Source organism: Caulobacter sp. UC70_42, from assembly GCF_044056025.1.
Taxonomy (GTDB): Bacteria; Pseudomonadota; Alphaproteobacteria; order Caulobacterales; family Caulobacteraceae; genus Caulobacter.
Genome location: NZ_CP171994.1, coordinates 2,100,415 through 2,122,112 on the forward strand (window position 1 = coordinate 2,100,415; position 21,698 = coordinate 2,122,112).

Below are 21,698 nucleotides of genomic sequence, written 5' to 3' on the forward strand. Positions count from 1 at the left end.
CGCCTCACTTCGTTCTCCTGATGGGATCCCAGCTATGTCCCTGCTGACCCGCCGCGCGGTGATGGCGGCCTCGACCGGCCTTTTCCTGGCCCGCGCGACGGCGACGCAGGGACTGGAGATCCGCCGGGCCGCGCCCGCCGAGCCCTTTGCGATGGGCGTGGCCAGCGGTGATCCGTCGACTGACGGCTTCGTACTGTGGACCCGCCTCAGCGCCGGCGGCGCGTCGCTCGACGCACCGGCCGTTCCCGTCGCCTATGAGGTCGCCGAGGACGAGGCCTTCCGCCGTATCGTGCGGCATGGCCGCCGCGCGGCGACGCCGACCTTGGGCCATTCGGTTCACGTCGAGCTCTCGGGTTTGCGCCCCGGCCGACCCTACTGGTACCGGTTTCACGCCTTGGGCGCGGTCAGTCCGGTCGGCCGCACCGCCACCGCGCCGGAGCACGCCGAACGCGCGCGGATCGCCGTCAGCTCGTGCCAGCATTTTGAACTGGGCTGGTTCAGCGCCTATCGCGACATGGTCGCCGCTCAACCCGACCTGATCGTGCAGTTGGGCGACTACATCTACGAGAACAGCTACGCCCAGTTTCCAAAGGTCCGTCGCTTCGACGCGCCCGAACCCACGGACCTGGACGGCTATCGTCGGCGGCACGCGACCTACAAGTCCGATCACGACCTTCGCGAGGCCCATCGGCTGGCGCCCTGGATCGTGACCTGGGACGATCATGAGGTCGAGAACGACTACGCCGATCTGGCCAACCTGAAGGGGCTGGATCCTCAGGTCTTCGCCCGTCGGCGGGCGGCCGCCTACCAGGCCTACTTCGAGCACCTGCCGGTGCGCCCCAGTCTGTGGGCTCGTCCAGGCGAGCCGCGACTCTATCGGCGCCTCGCGTGGGGGGATCTGTTGAGCCTGCCGGTATTGGATGGGCGGCAGTATCGCTCGCCCCAGGCCTGCAATCCTCCAGGTCAGAGCGGGAACCGAGCGCGACGCGACTGTCCCGGGCTGAGCGCGCCAGACCGCACCATGCTGGGCGCGGCCCAAGAGGCTTGGCTGGACCGGACGCTGAAGGCCGAGCGCGGGCGCTGGACCCTGCTGGCTCAGCAGACGGTGGTCGCGCCGATCGAAACGCCGGACGGCGTGATGTCGGATCAGTGGGACGGGTACGCCGCCGCGCGCGACCGCCTTATGCGCGGCATGACCCGTCCATCGGTGCGCAACGCCGTGGTCCTAAGCGGCGACATCCATGCCTACATGGTCAACGACCTGCGGATCGGCGACGGGCCGCCCGTGGCCACTGAGCTTGTGACGACATGTCTGGCCGCCAGCCACGCGCCGCCGGCGCGTTATGGCGATGTCCGAGCCCGCAATGACCACGTCCGCTTCGCCGACATCGAACGCTCGGGCTACACCTTGATCGAGGCGACGTCCCGGAAACTGGACATTGATCTGAGGGCCGTCTCGGATCAGGCCGACCCCAAAGGTGTCGCCCAAAGCCTGGCGCGGTGCGTGATCGAAGATCAACGCCCGGGCGCGCAATTTCATAACCCAAGCGGTGAGGCGCGGAACTCAGGTGGCGGAGGCCCCGCGCCGAGACGGCTGCGCCATCGACAAGGCGGTTGAAGTCTGGAGTACGGACGGACAACGGATCATCGTCATCGCACGGACGGGGTAAGACCCTCTCCTGGCGCGAACCACGACGGGCGCGCCACGAACTTCAGGTCCAGCGGATCGGGCGCGCCTGGATAGTAGTCGGTGCTGATGATCTGTGCGCCCGATTGCTCGGCCGACTTCAGGCGGCCAAGGTCGTGGTTGCGGGCCTCGCTGGTGTCGGCGTCGCTGCGCGTGCGGACCAGGAAGCCTTGGGCGACCAGGGCCTTGATACGGGCTTCTTCCGGACGCGGATCCTGGATGTTGAACACCGCCGCTTCGGCCTGGTCCTCGGCATAGAGGCCGAATAGGACACGGCCCTTCAGCGACGGGTGACCGACGCGGTAGGCCTCCTCGAACGCGGCGATTGGCGTCCAGCACCAGCAGCACCTTGCCGCGCGCGCTGGCGGCCGTCGGCCAACCGCCGCCGGTGACGCCTTCGCGCAGTGTGGCGCGCGTCCCGCGAACGTCGTCGGGCGTGATGATGCGATCCCGGCCGAACGCCTTGATCGCGTCGGCGTCCAGTCTGGCGAAATCAGCCTCGGTCCACAGCGGCGGGTTCGGAATGGCCGGGTTGTTGAACGGCTCTTCCTTGGTGTTGACGAAGATCACGATCGGCTGGTGATCGGGATGGGCCTCGGACCAGGTCGCGACCTCGACGAAGCAGTCGGACAGACGCAGGCACAGGGTGCGGGCGTCGACGACCGGGGCGTGCAGCACCTTGGCGCCGGGCGTCTTCATGATCGCGAGCTTGGCCGGGTCCTTGGCGTAGGGGCCGGCGTAGAGGCCTCCGGCCGTGTCGGCGTAGGGATCGAATTCCAGCTGCCGGACGCCCAGGTCCAATTGGGCGCTGATCGGCGGATGGCCGTATTCGACGCCGCGCGAGCGCTCGCCCATCACCTGGCGCTGGTGCGCGAGGGCGGCGGGATCGAGCTCGGGACGGTAGCTGTTGTGCGAACCCAGCCAATGCAGGCTGTTGATCTTCGGCGCTTCGGCCGCCTGGGTTGCGAAGGCGAAGACCGACAGGGCGGCGGCGAGAAACAGCGGGCGCATGGCGACCTCATGGGAAGGAAAAGGCGCGAACCGGCCGGCGTATGACCGGTCCGCGCGAGGTGACGACCTCTAAAAGAGAGGGCGTTCAGGGGAGGGATCAGAACTTGCCGCGGAGCGTCAGCGAGACCGTGCGGCCCCAGTGATAGATCTCCATCGGCTGGTCCTTGGTCTTGCCGTAGGTGAAGCGGACCTCGTCGGTCAGGTTCGAACCTTCCAGGGTCACCGCGTATTGCGGGGTGATCTGGTAGGAGAGCGAGCCGTCCAGCGAGCCGTAGGGGGCGATATAGGACTGGGCGGTGGTGGTGCTGCCGATCGACTGCAGATACCGCGAGCGCCAGAACCAGCCGAGGCGGGCGCTGACGGGGCCCTTCTCATAGTAGCCGACCAGGTTGTAGCTCTGCTTGGACAGGCCCACGAGGTCGTCCTTGATCTGGCGGTTGCCGGCGAAATAGTTCGCCTTGCTGTCCACCAGGGTCACCGAGGCCTGCACGCCGAGGCCATCGAAGGGGCCGGGCAGGAACGACAGCGACTGGTTGTAGGCGGCTTCGAAGCCGCGCACCTCGGCGTCGCCGCCGTTGACGCTGGCCGACAGCAGCACGTCGCCGCGGCCGGGCACCTGGATCGTGGTGTTCTGGGCGGTGATGTAGTTGTCCATCGTCTTGATGAACACCGCGGCGGTCACGGCCGTGGTCGGGGCCGGATACCACTCCAGCGAGGCGTCGTACTGGTCGGCCAGGAACGGATCCAGGTCCGGATTGCCGCCCGAGGCCGTCGGCGAGTCGCGGCTGACGCTGATGCGCGGGGCGCTGTCGGTGACGTTGGGACGGTTGACGACGCGCGAGGCCGACAGGCGGCCGACCAGGTCGTCACGCAGGTCGAGCTTGACGTTCAGGCTGGGCAGCCAGTTCTTGTATTCCTTCAGATAGCCGACCGGCACCGGCGTCGAGCCGCTGGTCAGCGTGCCGCTGGCCAGTTGCTTGGTCTCGGCGTAGCGGACGCCCAGATTGCCGCTGACCGGCACGCCGCCCAGGTCGAACTTGAAGTCGCCGCGCACGTAGGCGCTGTGGATCTTCTGGTCGACGATGAACGAGTTGCGCAGGTCGGCCGCCGACCACGGCTGAGCCGCCACGGCCGAGGTGAACATCTTGTTGTAGTAGGCGTCGCTGGTCGGGGTGACCCAGGTGCGTGGCGTGTTGCCGGCGAAGTCCTTGAGGAAGCCCGTATAGGGCATGGTCTCGTAGAAGCTGGCGCCCAGGGTCGTCAGCGGCGTGTTCAGGATGTCGTTCAACACCCAGTCGCGACGCAGATAGGTGCGGTTCATGTTGTGCTGTTCGGCGCCGAACGCGATCTTGGTGAACCAGCCCGAGAAGACGCGCGAGCCGTCCAGGCGGAACGTCTCGTCGCTGTCGCGCGAGTCCTTCCAGGTGTAGTCGAACGCCTGGCCAACGAAGTTGGCCGGGTTGGTGTAGTCGACGGTGGTGGTCAGCTGCGGGATCGACGTCGAGCCGCGCGAGAAGTCGAAGCTCAGCGGCGCGAAGAACGCGATGCGATCGCGGGTCGTGGCCTTGCCGTCCGGATGGTAGCTGCGGGCGCGCGAATAGCCGTACTCGGCGTTAAACGCCCAGGCGCCCGGCGTCCAGGCCTGCTTGATCCCGAAGATCGTCAGGTCGTGGCGGTTCAGGCTGGTCTCGCGCGAGGCCATCCAGCGCACGTTGTTGATCGTGCCGGCCACGACGGTGTCGCCGACGACCTTCTGGCTGCCCGCCACGAACTGCGGCGTCGCGAAGGTGGCGTCGTCCGGATAGATGTCGAGGCCGAACTCGTCGTAGTCGACGTCCAGCCGGGTCACCAGCAGGTCGACGTCCGTCTGGAAGTCGCTGTTGGGCTTCCACTGACCCGAGAGGGCGCCCGATAGAGCTTGCGGTGCTCTGTCTCGACGGTCGGGCGCGTGCGGGTGGGCGTATAGAGGCCCGAGCCCAGCACCGATTTGAACTTATCGAGGTTCCAGCCGACCATGTACAGGCGGTCGTTGCGCACATGGCGCTCGTCATAGAGGCCCGAGGCCAGCACGCCGATGGTCTTATCGGCGTTGGTCCAGCTGCCCAGGCCCGAGACCGAAGGGTCGGCCTTCTTGCGCACGTCGTTGTAGGTTTCGCGCACCGAGAAGGCGGCCTTCTTGCCTAGATCGAACGGCTTGAAGGTCTTGATGTTGATATTGCCGCCCAGGGCGCCTTCGTCCATGTCGGCCGTCGGCGTTTTCACCACCTCGATCTGCGAGATCAGCTCGGTGGGCAACACCTCGAAGCGAAACTGACGGCCCTTGGCGCCGCCGTTCTCGATCAGGTCGTTGACGGCGATCGAGCGGCCGTTCAGCTCGGTATACTGGAACTGAGGACCCAGGCCCCGGACGCTGACATAGAGGCCCGAGCCGCGCTGGCGGTCGATGGTGACGCCGGTGACCAGTTGCAGCGCATCGGCGGCGTTGCGGGTGGGGAATTTGCCGATGTCCTCGGCGTTGACGGCGTCCAGGCCGTACGCGGCCGAGCGCTTCAGGGCGGCGGCGGCCTGCAGGCTCTTGCCGTACGAGGTGATGACGACGGCGTCGACGGCGTCGGCCGGTTCGGCGGCTGGCGCGGTCGCGGCGGTGTCGGCGGCCTGGGCCTGGCCCGCGCCGAGGGCGGCGAAGGCGAGGACGGCGACGGCGCCCGCGCACGGCGCGGACAGGAACTTCGAGCTGGACATGGTATCCCCCGGTCTTTGCTGGGCCCGCGGGGAGGCGCGGGTCAGGGCAGAAGAACGGAGGGGGCGACGCCGAACCTCAGTCTGGCGTCGGTGAAATATTTGCGACGATCCTGTTGAAAAGTCTAGATTTTATCCGTGCCGAGACGAACCGGCGACCGGAGACAGTTTCAAGTCTCCCTCGGGTGTGAGGTGCGCGCGCACCGGAAGCAGGGCCTCCAGGGCCGCGCCGACGTCGTCCATCCGGCCGATGTTCAGCGAGCCCGAGAGGCGCAGGCGGGCCAGCGCGGGATCCGTCAGCGCGACGTGACGGCCCGAGGCGCGCGACAGCCGTTCGGCCGCTTCGGACAGGCTTACATCGGCCAGCACGACGCGGCCGTCGGTCCACGCCGCGTCGCCCTTCACGTCGCCGGTCTGAGCCTCGCCGCCGACCCCGGATGTCCCGACATAGCGCTGGCCGGGACGCAGCAGCACGCTGACCGCGCCCGGCTGGCTGACGCGTAGCGAGCCCTCGACCAGCGACACGGTCAGCCGACCGCCGCCGGCCACGTTGAAGCGGGTGCCCAGCACGGTCAGCGTCCGGCCCGAGGTCGCCACCTCGAACGGTCGGGTCTTGTCGTGCGCGACCTCGAAGAAGGCGTCGCCGGCGTCCAGCGAGACATCGCGGGCGCGGGCCTTGAAGCGGGTTGTCAGGCGGCCGCCGGGGCTGAGCACGACATGACTGCCATCGGCCAGTGTCAATCGGGCCGGGGCGTGCGCGGGCGCGGCATAGGTGTCGACCTGCGGCTGGGTCTTCACGACCACGCCCACGACCAGGGCGGCGGCGAGCAGGGTGAGGCCCGCGATCAGCGGGCGACGGTCCGGCGCGGCCGGGCGATCCAGGCGCGCCTCACGGCGGACGTCTCGGCGCAGGGCGCGGACGGTCGGATCGTCGGCGGCCAAGCCCATGGCCAGCCACACCTCGCGCGTGCGGGCGATCTCTTCGCGCGCCTCGGCGGACGAGGCCGACCAGGCGTCCAGCGCGGCCTGTTCGGCGGCGCTCAGCGGGCGGGTCAGGCTGGCCGCCATCAGGCGGCGGGGATCCATGTCGTCGTCAGGCGTCATGCGCGGTCTCTATGGCTTCGCGCAGGTGCGCCAGGGCGTTCATCATGTGCTTCTCGACGGCGCTCAGCGACAGGTTCAGCCGCGCCGCCGCCTCGGCTTGGGTCAGGTTTTCGAAGCGACACAGCACGAAGACCGCGCGCGCGTTCGGGTGCAGGTCGTCCAGGGCCGCCACCAGCTTGGCCAGCCGCTCGCGTCCGGCCAGGGTCGCCTCGGCCGTGGGCTCGTCGGCGGGGAGGGTGGGGTCGACCTCGACGTGGCGTCCCCGCTGGCGCGAGCGCTGATGCCGCTCGTGGTCGACCAGGGCGTTGGCGGCGACCGTGAACACCAGCCCGTCCGGATTGCCCCAGTGCAGGCGCGAGAACCGCTGCGATAGCCGCATGAAGACCTCTTGCGTCAGGTCCTCGGCGTCTTCGACCCCGACCGACCGGCGCTGGAAGAAGCGCAGCAGCGGACGACGATAGCGCGACACCAGAGCCTCGAAGCGCGGCGCCGCCAGCGGCGGGCTGGCTGGCGCGGACTCGCTGGGCCCATCGGGCGGATCGGCGCGCGCGCCCGCGCCACGGAAGGTCAGAACGCCCATCTCATCCTCGCGGACAGGTACCGGCCCCAGTGATGGATCTCCATCGGCTGGTCGCGGGTCTGGCCATAGACGTAGCGGCGGGCGTCGGCCAGGTTGACGCCCTCCAGGGAAAGGGTGGCGTGGCGGCTTAGCCGCCACGAAGCCGCGCCGTCTAGCGAGCCGAACGCCGCCGTGGTCGCCGGCGCGGTGACCGAGCTGCCGATCGAGGTCAGGTACGCTCCGCGCCAGTTGTAGCCGAGGCGCAACGAGCCGCGGCCCTTTTCATAGAAGACGACGGCGCTCCAGGTTGAGCGCGACAGACCCAGCAGTGCGTTACGGATCACCCGGTCGCCGGCGAAATAGTTGGCCTGGCTGCGCACCAGGGTCGCCGCGCCCTGCACGCCCAGCCCGTCGAACGGCGCCGGCAGTTCGCGGAACACCCGACTGAAGGTGGCCTCCAGACCCTGCAGCCGCGCGTCGCCGCCGTTGACGTTGGTCGACAGCAGGATCTGACCGCGCCCTGGCACGTCGATGAAGGTGTTCTGGGCGGTGATGTAGTTGTCCAGCCGCCGGTCGAACGCCGCCAGGCTGACTGCTCCGCCGCCGGGGAAGTACCACTCCAGCGAGACGTCCGCCTGGGTGGCCAGGAACGGGGCCAGCTCGGGATTGCCGCCATTGGCGGTCGGGGTGTCGCGCGCCAGCGTGATGCGCGGGGCGCTGTCGATGACGTTGGGCCGGTTGACCACCCGCGAGGCGGCCAAGCGCAGCAAGAGGTTCGATGTCAAGTCGACCCGCAGGTTGGCGCTGGGAAGCCAGTCGCCATAGTCCTTGCGCCATTGGACGGGCAGCGGGTCGTCGCCGCTGGAGACCACCCCGACCGAGGTCTGGCGGGTGCGGGCGTAGCGCAGGCCGACATCGCCGCTGACCGGCCGGCCCAGCACGGCGGCGAAATCGTAGCGGGCATAGGCGGAGGTGATCGCCTCGCGCACCACGAACGAGTTGCGCAGGTCCGTCAGGGACGGCGGCTGGGCGGCGATCGCGGGCGTGTAGAGCAGGTCGTAGAAGGCGTGGGCGTTCGGCGCGACCCAGCGGCGCGGCAGGTCGGCCGGCGACCCGGACAGGAAATCGTCGAACGGCGTCCGGCCGTAGTACTGGGGTCCCAGGCTGGTCAGCGGCGCGCCGACCAGGGTGTCCAGGTTCCAGTCGCGTCGCCGGTAGTCGCGCTTGCGGATGTGCGATTCCCAGCCGAACGACAACTTGTTGTCCCCGAGGTCGCGGCGCGCGTCCAACCGGTAGAGCTGGTCGGTGTCGCGCGAGTCCTTCCAGGTGTAATCGAAGGTCTGGCCGGCGAAACTGGCGGGATCGGCATAGTCGCGTGTCGTGCGCAGGGTGGGGCCGCCAGCCAGCCCGTGTCCGAAATTGTATTCCAGGGGCGCGTAGAAGGCGACGCGGGCGCGGACCGTGCCCCGGCCGTCCGGGTGGTAGCTGCGGGCGCGGGAAAAGGCGTAGTCGGCGTCGACCGTCCAGGCGTCGCTCTTCCACTGCTCGTGGACGCCAAGGGCGAACAGGTCGTGACGGTTCAGGCTGGTCTCCCGCGAGGCCATCCAGCGAGCGTCCTCGATGATCCCGGCCTGCGCCGTATCGCCCATGACGACCTGACTGCCCGGCACAAAACGCGGGTTCGAGATCGAGGCGTCATCGGGATAAATGTCCAGGCCGTACTCGTCGTAATGGGCGTCCAGTCGCGTCGCCAGGAGATCGATGTCCAGCCGCCAGTTCGGCGACGGCCGCCACTGCAGGGTGAAGTCGCCAGACGCCATGCGGCGGTCCTCGAGCTCGATCGTCGGCCGCGTGCGGGTCGGGGTGTAGAGGCCGGGACCGAGCACGGCCGCGAAGCGGTTCAAATTCCAGCCGGTCTGGTAGAGGCGGTCGTTGCGGATCCGCCGTCGCTCGATCACACCGCCCGCCAGCAGGCCGAAGCGCCCGCTGTCATCGACCCAGCTCCACACGCCGGACACGGACGGATCGGGCCGGTCTACCCGGCCCTCTGACATGCGCACCGAGACGACGGAGCTTCGCCCGCGATCCAGCGGCTTGAACGTCCGCACGTTGATATTGCCGCCCAACGCGCCCTCGTCCATGTCGGCGGTGGTCGACTTGGCGACCTCGATCTGGTCGATGACGTCGGCGGGCAAGACCTCGAAGCGGAACTGCCGCCCCCGGAAGCCGCCGTTCTCGACGAGATCATTCATGGCCAGCGGGCGGCCGTTCAGCAGGACATTCTGGAACTGTGGGCCCAGGCCTCGGACGCTGACATAGAGGCCTACGCCCCGGTGTCGCTCCAGGCTGACGCCTGGCGTCAATTGCAGCGCCTCGGCGGCGTTGGCGGCTGGCAGGCGGGCGATGTCCTCGGCGCTGACGGCGTCCAGCGCATAGGCCGAGCTGCGCTTGAGGGCCAGGGACCGGCCGAGGCTGGCGGCGTAGGCGGCCGTGACGGTCACCGCCTCGACCTCGCTGGGCCGCGCATCTTCGCGCGCCGCCATCGGTCGCGGAGACGCGGCGTCGCCGCGTTTCTCGAGCACGAAGACGCCCCGTCGCACCTCGCGAACGCTGGCGCCTGTCTCGATCAGCAGCGCCTCGATCGCCGCCCGCGCTGACAGGCCTGGCGGCAAGACCCGGCCGCTCCGGCCCGCAACCAGTTCCGGCGCGTAGAGGATCACGATGTCTCGTTCCGCCGCCAGTTTCACGAGGTTGTCGCCGAGGCTGATGGGCGCGCCGGCGATCGCCGCATGGGCCGGCAGGAGCACGGCGACCCCGATCGCACAGATGCGGAAACAGGCGGACATGCCCGGCGTGATGGCCCAAGGAAAGCTCGGGCCTGCTTATCGACCACCCATGACAGTTGGACGACAACTTCAATCGGTTGACCAGGCTAGACTACGCATTGCGCGAACGCACGGGCCTCAAAACGAGAAAATTCTAGCGCAAACCGGTCCAGTTTTTCGGGAGCAGGTCAGTCGCCACCCGCGGCGAGGAACAACGCCGGCAGCAGGGCCAGAGCGACGCCGATCCCGGCCAGGGCGGGCCAGCGCCAGGCGCCCATGCCGCGCCATGCCGACGCCCAAACGGCCGACGCCCGCTGTTCGCGCGACAGCCGCAAGGCGTAGATCGCCACACCCGACACCGCCAGCGCGGTGAGAGCCAGGCCGAAGGCGAACCAGATCAACTTGGTCCACACCCCGCCGAACGTGCCGAAATGCAGCGGGTCGGCCATTTCCGAAATGCGCTGATGGGCGTTCAGATCGCGCCCATCGGTCAGCAGCACGACGGCGCCGGTGGCCGGGTTGGTCCAGGCCACATTGGCCCGCTCACGCACCAAAACGGCCTTGTACTGGCCCGCGAATTGGAAGGCGCCCACCTTGCCGGCCGGAAAGGCGATGCGCTGGATGCGCAGGCCGGGATAGGCGGCCTGAGCCGCACTGAGATTGGTCTCCAGCCGGTCGGCCAGCTTCCGGGTGTCCAGCTTGACGGCGGCGACCTTGGCGCGCGGCGAGGGCGGGGCCTTGGCCACGGTGCTCTCGGCCAGGTACCAAAGGCCCGTCGCGCCGATCAGAGCCACGAACCACAGGCTCCATAATCCCACCAAGCGGTGCAGATCGCCCATGGCCGTGCGGGCGTCGCGCCAGCGGACCGGCTTGAAGAAGCCCCGCCACCACTTCTTGTAGACCACGAAGGACGTGCCGACACTGATCAGCAGCAGGATCGACAAGGCCGAGACGATCGGTACGCCGATCGGGGTGGGCAGGTTCAGGTGGCGGTGCATGTTGCGCAGGATGCGCTGAGCGCCGACCCACGACCCCTCGCCCTGCACCGCCCCCGTCGAGGGGTGCAGATAGACGAAGGCGCGGACGCCGTCCGGATTCTGAATCGTCGCGGTCAGGGCGAAGCCCCGGTCAATGGGCGCGTCCAGCAACAGAATCCTGGCCTTGGGGCGCAGGGCTGCGACATTGCGAGCCGCCGCCGACCAGGCGAGGGGACCGTGAACCGTCGCCGGATCGACGCGCAGGGCGGGCCGCAGCGCCCAGTCGATCTCGTGACTGAACACCGCGATCGTCCCCGTCAAAAAGACGAAGGCCAGCAGGATCGACAGCTTCAGCCCCACCCACTGGTGGACGCTCCACCACAGGCGCGAGGCCTTGGGCTTGGCCGCGCGCCGAGGCGCCGCCGCCGTCTGGGCGCGTTCGACGCTCACCATTCCCGCGACACTTCCAGGAACACCGACCGCGGCTCGCCGGGGAAGTGGCCGGTGCGGTCGATGAAGCCGGAGGCGGCGTAGGTTTCGTCGAACAGGTTGTCGACCCGCAGGAGCGTCGACCAGGGCCCGATCTTGTAGATCACCGAGGCGTCGAACACCGTATAGGGACGAACTTTCTGACCGCTGATCGAGGTGCGGACGTCGACATAGTCGCCGCCCAAGGCCAGGGCCAGGCCAAGCTTGGGGAACTGGTAGCGGGTCCAGAAGCCGGCCTTGTGCTTGGGCGCATTGGCGAAGCGGTCGCCGACGCTGTTGGTGATCACCGTCGCGCCGTTGGTCTTGGTGATGCGGGTGTCGTTGTAGGCGTAGGAGCCGGTCAGCACCCAGTTGTTGGTCAGGTCGGCGGCCAGATCGAACTCGACGCCCTTGCTGGTCACCTCGCCGAACGCGACCAGATCGTCGATGCCGTCCCCGTCGACGTCGCCGCGCGGATCGCTCTGCAGGCATGTTGCCGCGGACAATCCTGTAGATGGCCATGGTGGACTGCAGGCGCCCGCCCAGCAACTCGGTCTTGACGCCGCCTTCCAGGATCTCGCCGTCGGTCGGGGCGAAGGGCCCGCCCGCCCGCGGGTCCTGACTAGACACGCTCTGCGGCTCATAGCTCTGGGCCCATTGGCCGTAGACCGAAACGTCGGGACGCGCGCGCCAGACCAGACCCGCGCGCCAGGTCGCCTTCTCATCCTCGAAGGTGCTGGCGTCGGACTGGTCCTCATAGCGGTCGAACCGCACGCCGGCGGTGGCGATGAATTGACCGATCGTGGCTTCTTCCAGCAGGTACGCGCCGGACCGCTCTTGAATGGCCGAGGTGCGGACACGGGGTTTGAGGTTATAGGTCTTGGGGTCCGTGACGCCGTAGACCGGATTGGTCAGGCTCAGCGGCGCGGGCAGTCCCGCCACCGCGGTGAAGCCGCCCAGCAGAGAAGGCCGGTTGTTGTTGATCAGTTCGCTGCGATAGGCGTCGACGCCGACCAGCACGCGATTGCGCACCGCGCCGAAGTCGCGCGACCAGACGGCGTTGGCCCCGAAGCTCACTTGCTCCAGATCGCGCTCCTGATCGCGGAACTCGCGGCGTGACAGGTCCGGCACGCCGTCTCGGTCGCTGTCGGTCAGGCCGCGCGGCTCGTGATATTGCTGGCGCTCCACGCTTTTCGAGTAGCGCAGGCCCGCATCGACGGTCAGGTTTTCACTGACCGGCCATGCCACGCGCGCCTGCAGCACATCGGCTGTCAGGTCGAGGAAGTCGCTCTTCTCGTTGTGGTTCCAGCGCCGGTCGGCGAGAAAATGGCCCAGATTGTCGGTCGGCACGCCGCGCAGGCGGTTGCCCTGCAGGTTCTGCTGGTAGCGGGTGGCCTGTAGCGTCAGGGCCGCCGGGCCGAGATCGGTCTTGATCCCGCCGTCCAGGATCAGCACCTCGCTGCCGGAGTTGCGGCGCGGGGTGTTGCGGTCCTCGTAGAACACGCCGACGCGCGTGGCCGGCGCCTTGTCGCCTGGCAGGAAGCCTTCGACCTCGACCGAACCACCCCTGCGCGCCTCCGCGCCGACCACCGCCGTGGCCCGCGCCGAGAACTCGTCCTTGGGCGTCTTGGTGATGTAGTTGAACAGTCCGCCCGGCGCGCCGGGGCCATAAAGCATGCCGGCCGGCCCCTTCAGGAACTCCAGTCGCTGGACATTGAACAGCTGCGGCACCGAAAAGGCGACATAGGGGTCGCCGCGCAGGCCGTCGAAGAAGATCTCCTCCTGACGGAAGCCCCGAGCGGTGACTCCGGCGTAGGAGAACAGGCTGACGCCGGCGATGTTGCGATAGAGGTCCTGTGCGTCGCGGGCGCCCTGGTCGCGGATGAGCTCCTCGTTCAGGACCTGGATGTTGAGGCTGGACTCCAGCGGCGGGGTCTCAAGCTTGCCGCTGGTGGTCTCCTGGGTGCGATAGAGCTGACGGGCGCGGGCGGTGATGATGATCGTCAGGTCGGGCTCGTCTTCGGCTGACGCCGTCGGCGCCTCGTCCGCCCAGGCAAGACCAGAGCCGCCGAGGCCCGCGATGCTGATCAGCGTAGCCATGCAAACCGCTGGCGCCCTACCCATACCCACAACCCAACTCCGTAGCGATCCATCTGGGCGGCCGCTCTACAGAGAATGAGAACCAATATCAATTTAATTGAGAATGATTCTCGGGTTGATGGCGATGACCGTTCCTCGAACATGAGGTCGCTCTGGGGGCCCGGCCGCGCCCGCCCAAACCTTAGCGCTGGCGGGCCGGCTTTCGAGCAATCTGATGCAGACTGTCTGGGCCGCGGGGGCGCTTTGGGCGAATGGCCCAATCTCCTCAGACTTATAGCCTGGTGTCGTGGACTTGGCGGCACTCCGTCGTGGATCAACAAGTCGCGACAATCTTGCGCTTGAAATCCTCGCTTCGCGTTATCGATTTCGATAGGTGTCCGTATGCAGCGCGATCCGCCAACCGGGAAAATCACGATCATCGATATCGCCCGAGCCGCTGGCGTGTCCATCAAGACGGTCTCGCGGGTGATCAACCAGGAAGAGGGCGTGGGGGACGAGACCCGGGCGCGGGTCCTGGAAATCGTCGCGACGATGGGCTATCGCCCGAACGTCTCGGCCCGCTCGCTGTCCAGCCGCCGCAGCTATCTCATCGGCGTGATCTTCATGCGCGTCGGAGCCTATCACTATGTGGGCGAGGTGCAGGTGGGCGCCATGCGCGCCTGTCGGCGGGCGGGCTACCATCTGGTGGTCGAGCAGGTGCTGCCGCCCGAGGCTGTAGGTGGCGTCCAGGGGTTCGCCGAAGGTTTGCGCGACGCCCGGTTCGACGGCGTGGTGCTGACCCCGCCGACCTGCGATGATCCCGAGGTTCTGGCGGCGGTCGAGACAGCGGGTCTGCCCTACGTGCGCATCGCGCCGCACCGCGAGTTCGAGCGCTCGCCGTACGTCTTCATGGACGATCGCAAGGCGGCGCGGGAGCAGACCCTGCGGTTATGGAACATGGGCCATCGACGGATCGCTTTTATCGATGGTCCCGCCGATCACGGCTCGGCGACGCGTCGCCGGCAAGGCTATATCGAGGCTCTGCGGGACCGAGGCGTCGAGCCACGGCCTGAGTGGATCGCCAAGGGCGAGTTTCTCAGCCTGTCCGGCTTCGACGCGACGGAGCGCCTGCTAGCCTTGCCCGAGCGCCCGACGGCGATCTTCGCGGCCAATGACGAGATGGCGGTGGGCGCGTTGGCCGCCGCCGCCAAGCACGGACTGTCGGTGCCGCGCGATCTCTCCGTGGTCGGTTTCGACGACACGCCGACGGCCGAAGCGGCTTGGCCGCGCCTGACCACGGTCCATCAGCCGACCGCCGAAATGGCCGAGGCCGCCGTCGAGATGCTGATCGACGGATTCGGGGACGAGCGGTTTCGCGCCCGAGTCGCGGCGCGTCAATTGGACTATAGCCTCGTCCAGAGGGACTCGGCCGCCCCGCCTCTGGCCTAGGCCGGATCGGCCCAGAAGCGCGCCCGACGCGATCGATTTTCGGCGTTGGCGTCAGGCCGGCGAACAAAGCTGCGCCATGGGGCTTTGTCGGAGGCGAATTCCGTCCGCTGGCTGAAATTCCCGACAGCGGTGTCAACAACGACACCCATAGACAACGTTGTCGTAATCATGCTGTCTAGATTAAGACAACGTTGTCGTAGCTGTCTTGGCGACGACGACCGCGTCGGGAAAAAGGCCTCGGAACAAGGGGCCCAAGGAAACGCAAACAGGCGCCGATGGCGCCGCTGGGTTGGTGGCGTCCGGCGTTCGCGTCGGCGCGCTCCGAGTCCAGGCAGGACAAAGGGAAAGAGATGCGTAGTCTCCTGTTCGCATCGGCCGCCATGGCGGCCGTGAGCTTTCACGCGCCTGGCGCGGCGGCTCAGGAAGCCGGCGCCGTGAAGCTCGACGAAGTGGTCGTGACCGCTCAACGCCGCAGTGAAAACCTCCAGAAGACCCCGCTCACCGTGTCGGCGGTGACGGGTGACAAGCTGGAGTCGCAAGGCATCAAGACGGTGGTCGACCTGTCGGCGCAGGTGCCGGCGCTGCAGATCAGCTCCAGTGGCTCGGGCGCGGCCGTGGTCTTCCTGCGCGGCATCGGCAGCACCAATGTCACCGAGGTCGGCGATCCGGCGGTCGCCTATCACATGGACGGCATCTACATCGCCCGCTCCACATCGGTGGGCGCGCTGTTCTACGACGTCGATCGCGTCGAGGTTCTGCGTGGTCCTCAGGGCACGCTATATGGCCGTAACGCCACGGCCGGCGCGATCAACGTGATCACCAAGCAGCCCAAGTTCGACTACGAGGGCAATGGCTCGGTCGATATTGGCAACTACGGCGCCATCACCACCTCGGGCATGGTCAACCTGCCCGTCAGCGACACCCTCGCCGTGCGCGCAGCGTTCCAGACCGCGCGCCACGACGGCTATGTGAAAGCGCTGAACAAGGGCCCTGGCACTGGCGGCAACGATCGCTACGACCAGGACGACAAATCGGCCCGCGTCCAATTGCTGTGGAAGCCCAGCGACACGTTCTCGCTGCGGGTTGGGGCCGACTACCTGCACCAGGGCGGCGCGGGCGGCGGCGACAAGAGCTACGGCGCGGCCCTGTCCAACAGCGATCCGTGGACCTGCAACTGCGCCACCAACCTCTATCGCAACAACAAGTTCTTCGGCGCCCACAGCCAGGCCGACCTGGACCTGGGTTTCGCCACGCTGACCTACCTGACCGGCTACAACTTCTCGCGCCTGGACCGCAGCGGCGAGAACGCCAGCACCGGCGCGCCCAACTACTTCAAGGGCAAGGACACCACCTGGTCGCATGAGCTGCGCCTGGGCGGCGACACCGGCAAGCTCAAGTGGGTCGTGGGGCTGTACCGCTTCACGGAAGACAACAATGTCGATTTCCGCGTCTTCCTGGCGACCAACTCGTACCTGTCGTTCATCCAGCCGGAAGTCACAGCCAAGTCGATAGCCGCGTTCGGCCAGGGCACCTACGAGGTGACGGACCGGTTCCGGATCACCGGCGGCCTGCGCTACACCGAGGACCGCAAGGCGCGTGACGGCGGGACCTTCCTGACCAATTCGGCCGGGGCGATCACCTCGACCGTTATCAAGAACCTGGCCGACGCCAAGTGGGACGCCACCAACTGGAAGCTCGGCGCCGACTTCGACCTCACCAGCAGCTCGATGCTCTACGCCAACGTGGCCACGGGCTATAAGGCCGGCGGCTACTACGACGGGGTCGAGAACAACGTCTACGAGCCCGAGAAAATCACCTCGTACGAAGCCGGCGTGAAGAACCGCTTCTTCGACAACCGCCTGCAGTTGAACGCCACCGGCTTCCTCTACGACTATCGCGACTTCCAGGTCACGGCGGTCGGGACCATCGCCGGGCAGAACGCGTCGGTCACGCTAAACGCCGACAAGGCCCGGGTGTACGGCTTTGAGTTCGAGAGCAATCTCGTCGTCACCGAGCACGATCGCATCGACGCCACCCTGGGCTGGCTGCATGCCCGCTACACCGACTTCGTACTGCCGCTGGGCGACGCCTTCGCTAACAACAACGCCAACGCCGGCGGCACGGGTTGCTTCAAGACCAACTTCGCGGCCGCCGCGCCTCGGTCGACCGACTTCTCCGGTTGCCGCATGGCCCGCACCCCGACCTGGAGTGTCAACGTCGGCTACCAGCACACCTGGGAGATCGCCTCGGGCGCCAAGGTCGTTGGACGGGTCCAGAGCCACTACGAGAGCGGCAAGAACCTCGAATACCATGGCTTCGCCCAGAACCGGCAGGACAGCTTCACCAAGACCGACGTCAGCCTGACCTACACCAGCGCCGACGATCGCTGGACCCTGCAGGGCTATGTCCGCAACCTCGAGAATGACGACGTGCGCACCGCCTCGTCGCCGAACTCGACCACCGGCCTGGCGACCAACGGCAATGGCGAGTTCTACGCGCCGCCGCGGACCTACGGCCTGCGTCTAGGAGTCAGTTTTCTAGCTTCCCATGACCTTGCGCCCCCGGCGTATCCTGCGCGCCGGGGGGCCTTCTTTGTATGGAGTTCAACGTGCTCGCCCTTCGAAGTCTCCTGATCTCGACCGCCGTCCTGGCCGCCTTCAGCTCGGCGGCCGCCGCCGCAACCCAGCCTGACCTCGGCGTTCGCGACGGCAAGATCATCAGTGTCGAGGGCTTGCGCTTTCGGGACCTCGATCGTGACGGCAAGCTTTCGCCGTTCGAGGATTGGCGACTGTCGAGCGCCCAGCGCGCGGCTGACCTCGTCGCCCGGATGACGCTGGAGGAAAAGGCTGGCGAGATGATGCACGGCACCTTGCCTGCCTTGGGCGGCATGGTTCCGGGGCGAGGGCAGGGTTATGACCTCGCCAAGCTGAAACCCCTGATCCTGGACCGTTACGTCACCACCTTCATCACCCGCCTTTCCGGCGACCCGGCCTGGCTGGCCGAACAGAACAACGCCGTCCAGGCGATCGCCGAGCAGGGTCGTCTAGGCGTGCCCGTCACGATCAGCACCGATCCGCGCCACCACTTCCAGTTCGTGGCGGGCGCCAGCGTCGCCGCCGGCGGCTTCTCGCAATGGCCCGAAGCCACCGGCCTCGCAGCGATCGGCGACGACAAGCTCGTGCGCCGCTTCGGCGACATCGCTCGCCAGGAATATCGCGCTGTCGGCATTCATCAGGCCCTGTCGCCGATGGCCGACCTCGCCACCGAGCCGCGCTGGTCGCGGATCAACGGCACGTTCGGCGAGGACGCCGACCTCGTCGGCCGCATGGTCAAGGCCTATGTCCAAGGCTTCCAGGGCGGCGATACCAACCTGGCGCCGAACGGCGTCTCGGCGGTGGTCAAGCACTGGGTCGGCTACGGCGCCTCGGCCAAGGGTTTCGACGGCCACAACAGCTACGGCCGCTACGCCGTCTTCCCGGCCGGTCAGTTCGACCTGCACGTCAAGCCGTTCGACGAGGCCTTCGCGGCCGGCGTGGTCGGCGTGATGCCCACCTATGCGATCCTCAAGGACCTGGCGCTGGACGGCCAGCCGGCCGAGCAGGTCGGGTCCGGCTTCTCCAGGCAACTGCTGACCGACCAACTGCGGACCAAGCACGGTTTCAAGGGCATCGTCGTCTCGGATTGGGCGATCACCAACGACTGCGGCGAGACCTGCCTGAACGGCTTCCCGGCCGGAGTGAAGCCCAGTTTCGCGGGCCTCTCCACCGCCTGGGGCGTCGAGGGCCTGAGCAAGGTCGACCGTTACGCCAAGGGCGTGAACGCGGGGCTCGACCAGTTCGGCGGCGTCGAGGACACGGCCGAGCTGGTCGCGGCGGTCAAGGCCGGCAAGATTCCGCAGGGCCGCATTGATGACGCGGCGCGCCGCATCCTGGCGATCAAGTTCGAGCAGGGACTGTTCGAGAACCCCTATGTCGATCCCAAGTCCGCCGCCACGGTGGTCGGCTCAAAGGCTTTCGTCGCCGAGGGGCTGGCCGCGCAGAGCGCGGCGCTGACGCTGCTGGAGAACAAGAACGGCCTGTTGCCGCTGAAGGCCAGCGGCAAGAAGGTCTGGCTGAGGGGCGTCTCGGCCGAGGTCGCCCGCGCCCATGGCCTGGTCCCGGTCGAGGATCTGGCCCAGGCCGAATTGGCGATCATCCGGACGGCGGCCCCCTTCGAGACCCTGCATCCAAATTTCGTGTTTGGCGCCATGCAGCACGAGGGCGACTTGTCGTTCAAGGATGGAGCGGCCGACTACGAGGCCATCAAGACGGCCTCGGCCAAGGTCCCGACCATCGTCGCCGTCAACCTCGATCGGCCGGCGATCCTGACCAACCTGCGCGACAAGGCGGCCGCCCTGATCGGCGACTTCGGGTCCAGCGACGAAGCCTTCCTGGACGCCCTGACGGGCAAGGCCGCGCCGCGCGGCCGGCTGCCATTCGAGCTGCCCTCGTCGATGGCGGCCGTCGAGGCTCAGGCCGAGGACGCGCCCCACGACTCCAGGGCTCCGCTGTACCCGATCCATTTCGGCCTGACCTACTGAGGACGACCGCATGAACCGCCCCCTGATCGCCGCCGCCAGCCTTGCGGTGCTCGCCGTGGCCTCCGCCGCCGAAGCGCAGGCCCCCTCGCGGCCTTGGATGAACGGCAAGCTCTCTCCGGACGAACGCGCGGCGCTGCTGGAAAAGGAGATGACGCTCGACGAGCGCATCGGTCTGCTTCACGGCCCGATGTCGATGCCGATCTTCGGCATCAAGAAGCCCGAGGGCGCGATCGGCTCGGCCGGCTACATTCCCGGCGTTCCGCGCCTGGGCGTGCCGGCCGTCAACGAGAGCGACGCCAGCCTGGGCGTGACCAATCCTCTGAACGTGCGCCCGGGCGACGGGGCCACGGCGCTGCCGTCAGGGCTGTCGCTGGCGGCGACCTTCAGCACCAAGCTGGCCTATGACGGCGGGGCTGTGGTTGGCCGCGAGGCGCGGGCCAAGGGCTTCAACGTCCAGCTGGCCGGCGGCGTCAACCTGGCCCGCGACCCGCGAAACGGCCGGAACTTCGAGTACCTCGGCGAGGATCCCTGGCTGGCCGGCAACCTGGCCGGCGCGGCGATCAAGGGCATCGAGGACCAGGGGGTCGTCTCCACGGTCAAGCACTTCTCGCTGAACGGCCAGGAGACCAAGCGCCACTTCGCCAATTCGGTGATCGACGAGGCCGCCCATCGCGAAAGCGATCTTCTGGCCTTCCAGATCGCCATCGAGAAGGGCCAGCCCGGGTCGGTGATGTGCGCCTACAACCTGGTCAACGGCGACTACAGCTGCGGTAACCCGCACCTGCTGAACGACGTGCTCAAGCGCGACTGGGGCTACAAGGGCTGGGTGATGTCCGACTGGGGCGCGGTCCACGCCACCGACTACATTCTCAAGGGCCTGGACCAGCAGTCCGGCGAGCAACTGGACGGAACCACCTGGTTTGGCGAACCGCTGAAGGCGGCCGTCCAGAAGGGCGAGGTCCCCGCCGCTCGTATCTCCGACGCCGCGCGCCGCATCCTGCGCTCGATGTTCGCCGCAGGACTGTTTGACAAGCCGGTCGAGCCGGGCGGCGCGATCGACTACGACGCCGGCGCCGCCGTCGCTCAGGCCGCCGCCGCCGAAGGGATCGTCTTGCTCAAGAACCGCGACGGTCTGTTGCCGTTGGCCAAGACCGTCAAGACGATCGCCGTGATCGGCGGACACGCCGACGCCGGCGTGTTGTCGGGCGGCGGTTCCTCCCAGGTCGTGCCGCCCGGCGGCGCCCAGCGCGTCGTGCCGCTGGGCGGGGAGGGCATGATGGGCCCGTTCCGCAGCCAGTACTTCAATGGCTCCTCGCCGTTGGCGGCGCTGCGCAAGGCGCTGCCCGAGGCCAAGGTGACCTTCGACGACGGCCGCTATGTCGCTTCCGCCGTGGCCGCCGCCAAGGCCGCCGACGTGGTCGTGGTGTTCGGCAACCAGTGGATGGGCGAGGGCGAGGACGCGCCGGACCTGTCGCTGCCGGACGGCCAGGACGCCCTGATCGCCGCTGTCACCGCCGCCAATCCGAACGCGATCGTGGTGCTGCAGACCGGCGGTCCGGTGTCGATGCCGTGGCTGGACCAGGCCGGCGCGGTGGTCGAGGCCTGGTACTCGGGCGCGAAGGGCGGCGAGGCGATCGCCAACGTGCTGCTGGGGGCGGTCAATCCGTCGGGCCGCCTGCCGATGACCTTCCCCGCCGCGATCGACCAGTATCCGCGCGCGCAACTGCCGGGCCTGACCGTTCCGGAGAAGACCCGGTTCGACGTCGTCTATTCCGAGGGCGCGGACGTCGGCTACCGCCGCTTCGCCAAGACCGGCGCCAAGCCGCTGTTCCCGTTCGGCTACGGCCTGTCCTACACGACCTTCGCCTACGCCAATCTGAAGGTCACGGGCGGCGAGACCCTGAGCGTCAGCTTCGACGTCACCAACACCGGCCAGCGTCCAGGCAAGGACGCGCCGCAGGTCTATTTGACGGGGGCGGCGGGCAAGGCGACCCAGCGGCTGATCGGCTTCGACAAGATCGACCTCAAGGCTGGCGAGACACGCCGCGTCACGCTGACCGCCGACCCGCGCGTACTGGCCAGCTTCGACGCCAAGGCCAATCGCTGGGCCTTGACCGGCGGCGACTATCAGGTCGCCGTAGGCGCCTCCTCGGCCGACCTGACCCTGAAGGGCGCGGCCAAGGTCAAGGCGCGGACGCTGAAGCCGTGAGCGGGAGGAAAG

12 protein-coding genes and 3 pseudogenes are annotated in these 21,698 nt (G+C 67.9%); 5 read left to right on the plus strand and 10 right to left on the minus strand.

Annotated features, from left to right (window positions below; all coding sequences use genetic code 11):
* Positions 1 to 34: 34 nt before the first annotated feature.
* Complete coding sequence (locus tag ACHMW8_RS10575) at positions 35 to 1,618, plus strand: alkaline phosphatase D family protein (protein WP_395445517.1); 1,584 nt, start codon at positions 35 to 37, stop codon at positions 1,616 to 1,618.
* 32 nt (positions 1,619 to 1,650) lie between these two features.
* Here the strand turns inward: ACHMW8_RS10575 and ACHMW8_RS10580 are convergent, their stop codons facing one another.
* From ACHMW8_RS10580 to ACHMW8_RS10625, 10 genes and pseudogenes are all read right to left on the minus strand, one after another.
* A complete protein-coding gene (locus tag ACHMW8_RS10580) occupies positions 1,651 to 2,184 on the minus strand; it encodes a Ca2+-dependent phosphoinositide-specific phospholipase C (RefSeq protein ID WP_395445940.1) in 534 nt (177 codons plus the stop codon).
* A pseudogene (locus tag ACHMW8_RS10585) lies at positions 2,069 to 2,698 on the minus strand (phosphatidylinositol-specific phospholipase C domain-containing protein); the annotation flags it as partial. The gene ACHMW8_RS10580 and the pseudogene ACHMW8_RS10585, both read right to left, overlap by 116 nt.
* A 97-nt stretch (positions 2,699 to 2,795) precedes the next feature.
* Entirely contained in the window at positions 2,796 to 4,685 is a 1,890-nt protein-coding gene (locus ACHMW8_RS10590; RefSeq protein ID WP_395445941.1) for a TonB-dependent receptor, read from the minus strand.
* A gap of 290 nt (positions 4,686 to 4,975) precedes the next feature.
* Positions 4,976 to 5,440: pseudogene (locus tag ACHMW8_RS10595) on the minus strand (TonB-dependent receptor plug domain-containing protein); the annotation flags it as partial.
* A 129-nt stretch (positions 5,441 to 5,569) separates the two neighbouring features.
* Positions 5,570 to 6,541, minus strand: coding sequence for a FecR family protein (locus tag ACHMW8_RS10600; RefSeq protein ID WP_395445518.1), 972 nt, complete (start codon positions 6,539 to 6,541; stop codon positions 5,570 to 5,572).
* Entirely contained in the window at positions 6,531 to 7,121 is a 591-nt protein-coding gene (locus ACHMW8_RS10605) for an RNA polymerase sigma factor (protein WP_395445519.1), read from the minus strand. The genes ACHMW8_RS10600 and ACHMW8_RS10605 overlap by 11 nt, the downstream gene beginning before the upstream one ends.
* Positions 7,109 to 9,946 (minus strand): TonB-dependent receptor, encoded by a 2,838-nt coding sequence (locus tag ACHMW8_RS10610; RefSeq protein ID WP_395445520.1) that lies wholly within the window; start codon positions 9,944 to 9,946, stop codon positions 7,109 to 7,111. Before ACHMW8_RS10610 ends, ACHMW8_RS10605 begins: the two co-directional genes overlap by 13 nt.
* Before the next feature lie 167 nt (positions 9,947 to 10,113).
* Entirely contained in the window at positions 10,114 to 11,355 is a 1,242-nt protein-coding gene (locus tag ACHMW8_RS10615) for a PepSY-associated TM helix domain-containing protein (RefSeq protein ID WP_395445942.1), read from the minus strand.
* On the minus strand, positions 11,349 to 12,014 hold the full coding sequence (locus ACHMW8_RS10620) for a TonB-dependent receptor domain-containing protein (protein ID WP_395445943.1): 666 nt from the start codon (positions 12,012 to 12,014) through the stop codon (positions 11,349 to 11,351). Before ACHMW8_RS10620 ends, ACHMW8_RS10615 begins: the two co-directional genes overlap by 7 nt.
* A pseudogene (locus ACHMW8_RS10625) lies at positions 11,902 to 13,494 on the minus strand (TonB-dependent siderophore receptor); the annotation flags it as partial. The gene ACHMW8_RS10620 and the pseudogene ACHMW8_RS10625, both read right to left, overlap by 113 nt.
* 357 nt (positions 13,495 to 13,851) lie before the next feature.
* On the opposite strand from ACHMW8_RS10625, the gene ACHMW8_RS10630 reads away from it, so the two are divergent.
* The 4 genes from ACHMW8_RS10630 (at position 13,852) to ACHMW8_RS10645 (ending at position 21,686) form a co-directional block, all read left to right on the plus strand.
* A complete protein-coding gene (locus ACHMW8_RS10630; RefSeq protein ID WP_395445521.1) occupies positions 13,852 to 14,898 on the plus strand; it encodes a LacI family DNA-binding transcriptional regulator in 1,047 nt (348 codons plus the stop codon).
* A 350-nt stretch (positions 14,899 to 15,248) separates the two neighbouring features.
* The gene (locus ACHMW8_RS10635) at positions 15,249 to 17,531 is read left to right on the plus strand and encodes a TonB-dependent receptor (protein ID WP_395445522.1); all 2,283 of its coding nucleotides are present in this window, start codon (positions 15,249 to 15,251) and stop codon (positions 17,529 to 17,531) included.
* The gene (locus ACHMW8_RS10640; protein WP_395445523.1) at positions 17,507 to 19,477 is read left to right on the plus strand and encodes a glycoside hydrolase family 3 protein; all 1,971 of its coding nucleotides are present in this window, start codon (positions 17,507 to 17,509) and stop codon (positions 19,475 to 19,477) included. Before ACHMW8_RS10635 ends, ACHMW8_RS10640 begins: the two co-directional genes overlap by 25 nt.
* A gap of 10 nt (positions 19,478 to 19,487) precedes the next feature.
* Positions 19,488 to 21,686, plus strand: a complete 2,199-nt coding sequence (locus ACHMW8_RS10645) for a beta-glucosidase (protein ID WP_395445524.1) — start codon at positions 19,488 to 19,490, stop codon at positions 21,684 to 21,686.
* The last annotated feature ends 12 nt before the right edge of the window (positions 21,687 to 21,698 follow it).

Bases quoted from the DNA above. Each gene is read 5' to 3' on its own strand.
- ACHMW8_RS10575 (WP_395445517.1), top strand. From the start codon at position 35: ATGTCCCTGCTGACCCGCCGCGCGGTGATGGCGGCCTCGACCGGCCTT.
- ACHMW8_RS10600 (WP_395445518.1), bottom strand. From the start codon at position 6,541: ATGACGCCTGACGACGACATGGATCCCCGCCGCCTGATGGCGGCCAGC.
- ACHMW8_RS10605 (WP_395445519.1), bottom strand. From the start codon at position 7,121: ATGGGCGTTCTGACCTTCCGTGGCGCGGGCGCGCGCGCCGATCCGCCC.
- ACHMW8_RS10610 (WP_395445520.1), bottom strand. From the start codon at position 9,946: ATGTCCGCCTGTTTCCGCATCTGTGCGATCGGGGTCGCCGTGCTCCTG.
- ACHMW8_RS10615 (WP_395445942.1), bottom strand. From the start codon at position 11,355: ATGGTGAGCGTCGAACGCGCCCAGACGGCGGCGGCGCCTCGGCGCGCG.
- ACHMW8_RS10620 (WP_395445943.1), bottom strand. From the start codon at position 12,014: ATGAGCCGCAGAGCGTGTCTAGTCAGGACCCGCGGGCGGGCGGGCCCT.
- ACHMW8_RS10630 (WP_395445521.1), top strand. From the start codon at position 13,852: ATGCAGCGCGATCCGCCAACCGGGAAAATCACGATCATCGATATCGCC.
- ACHMW8_RS10635 (WP_395445522.1), top strand. From the start codon at position 15,249: ATGCGTAGTCTCCTGTTCGCATCGGCCGCCATGGCGGCCGTGAGCTTT.
- ACHMW8_RS10645 (WP_395445524.1), top strand. From the start codon at position 19,488: ATGAACCGCCCCCTGATCGCCGCCGCCAGCCTTGCGGTGCTCGCCGTG.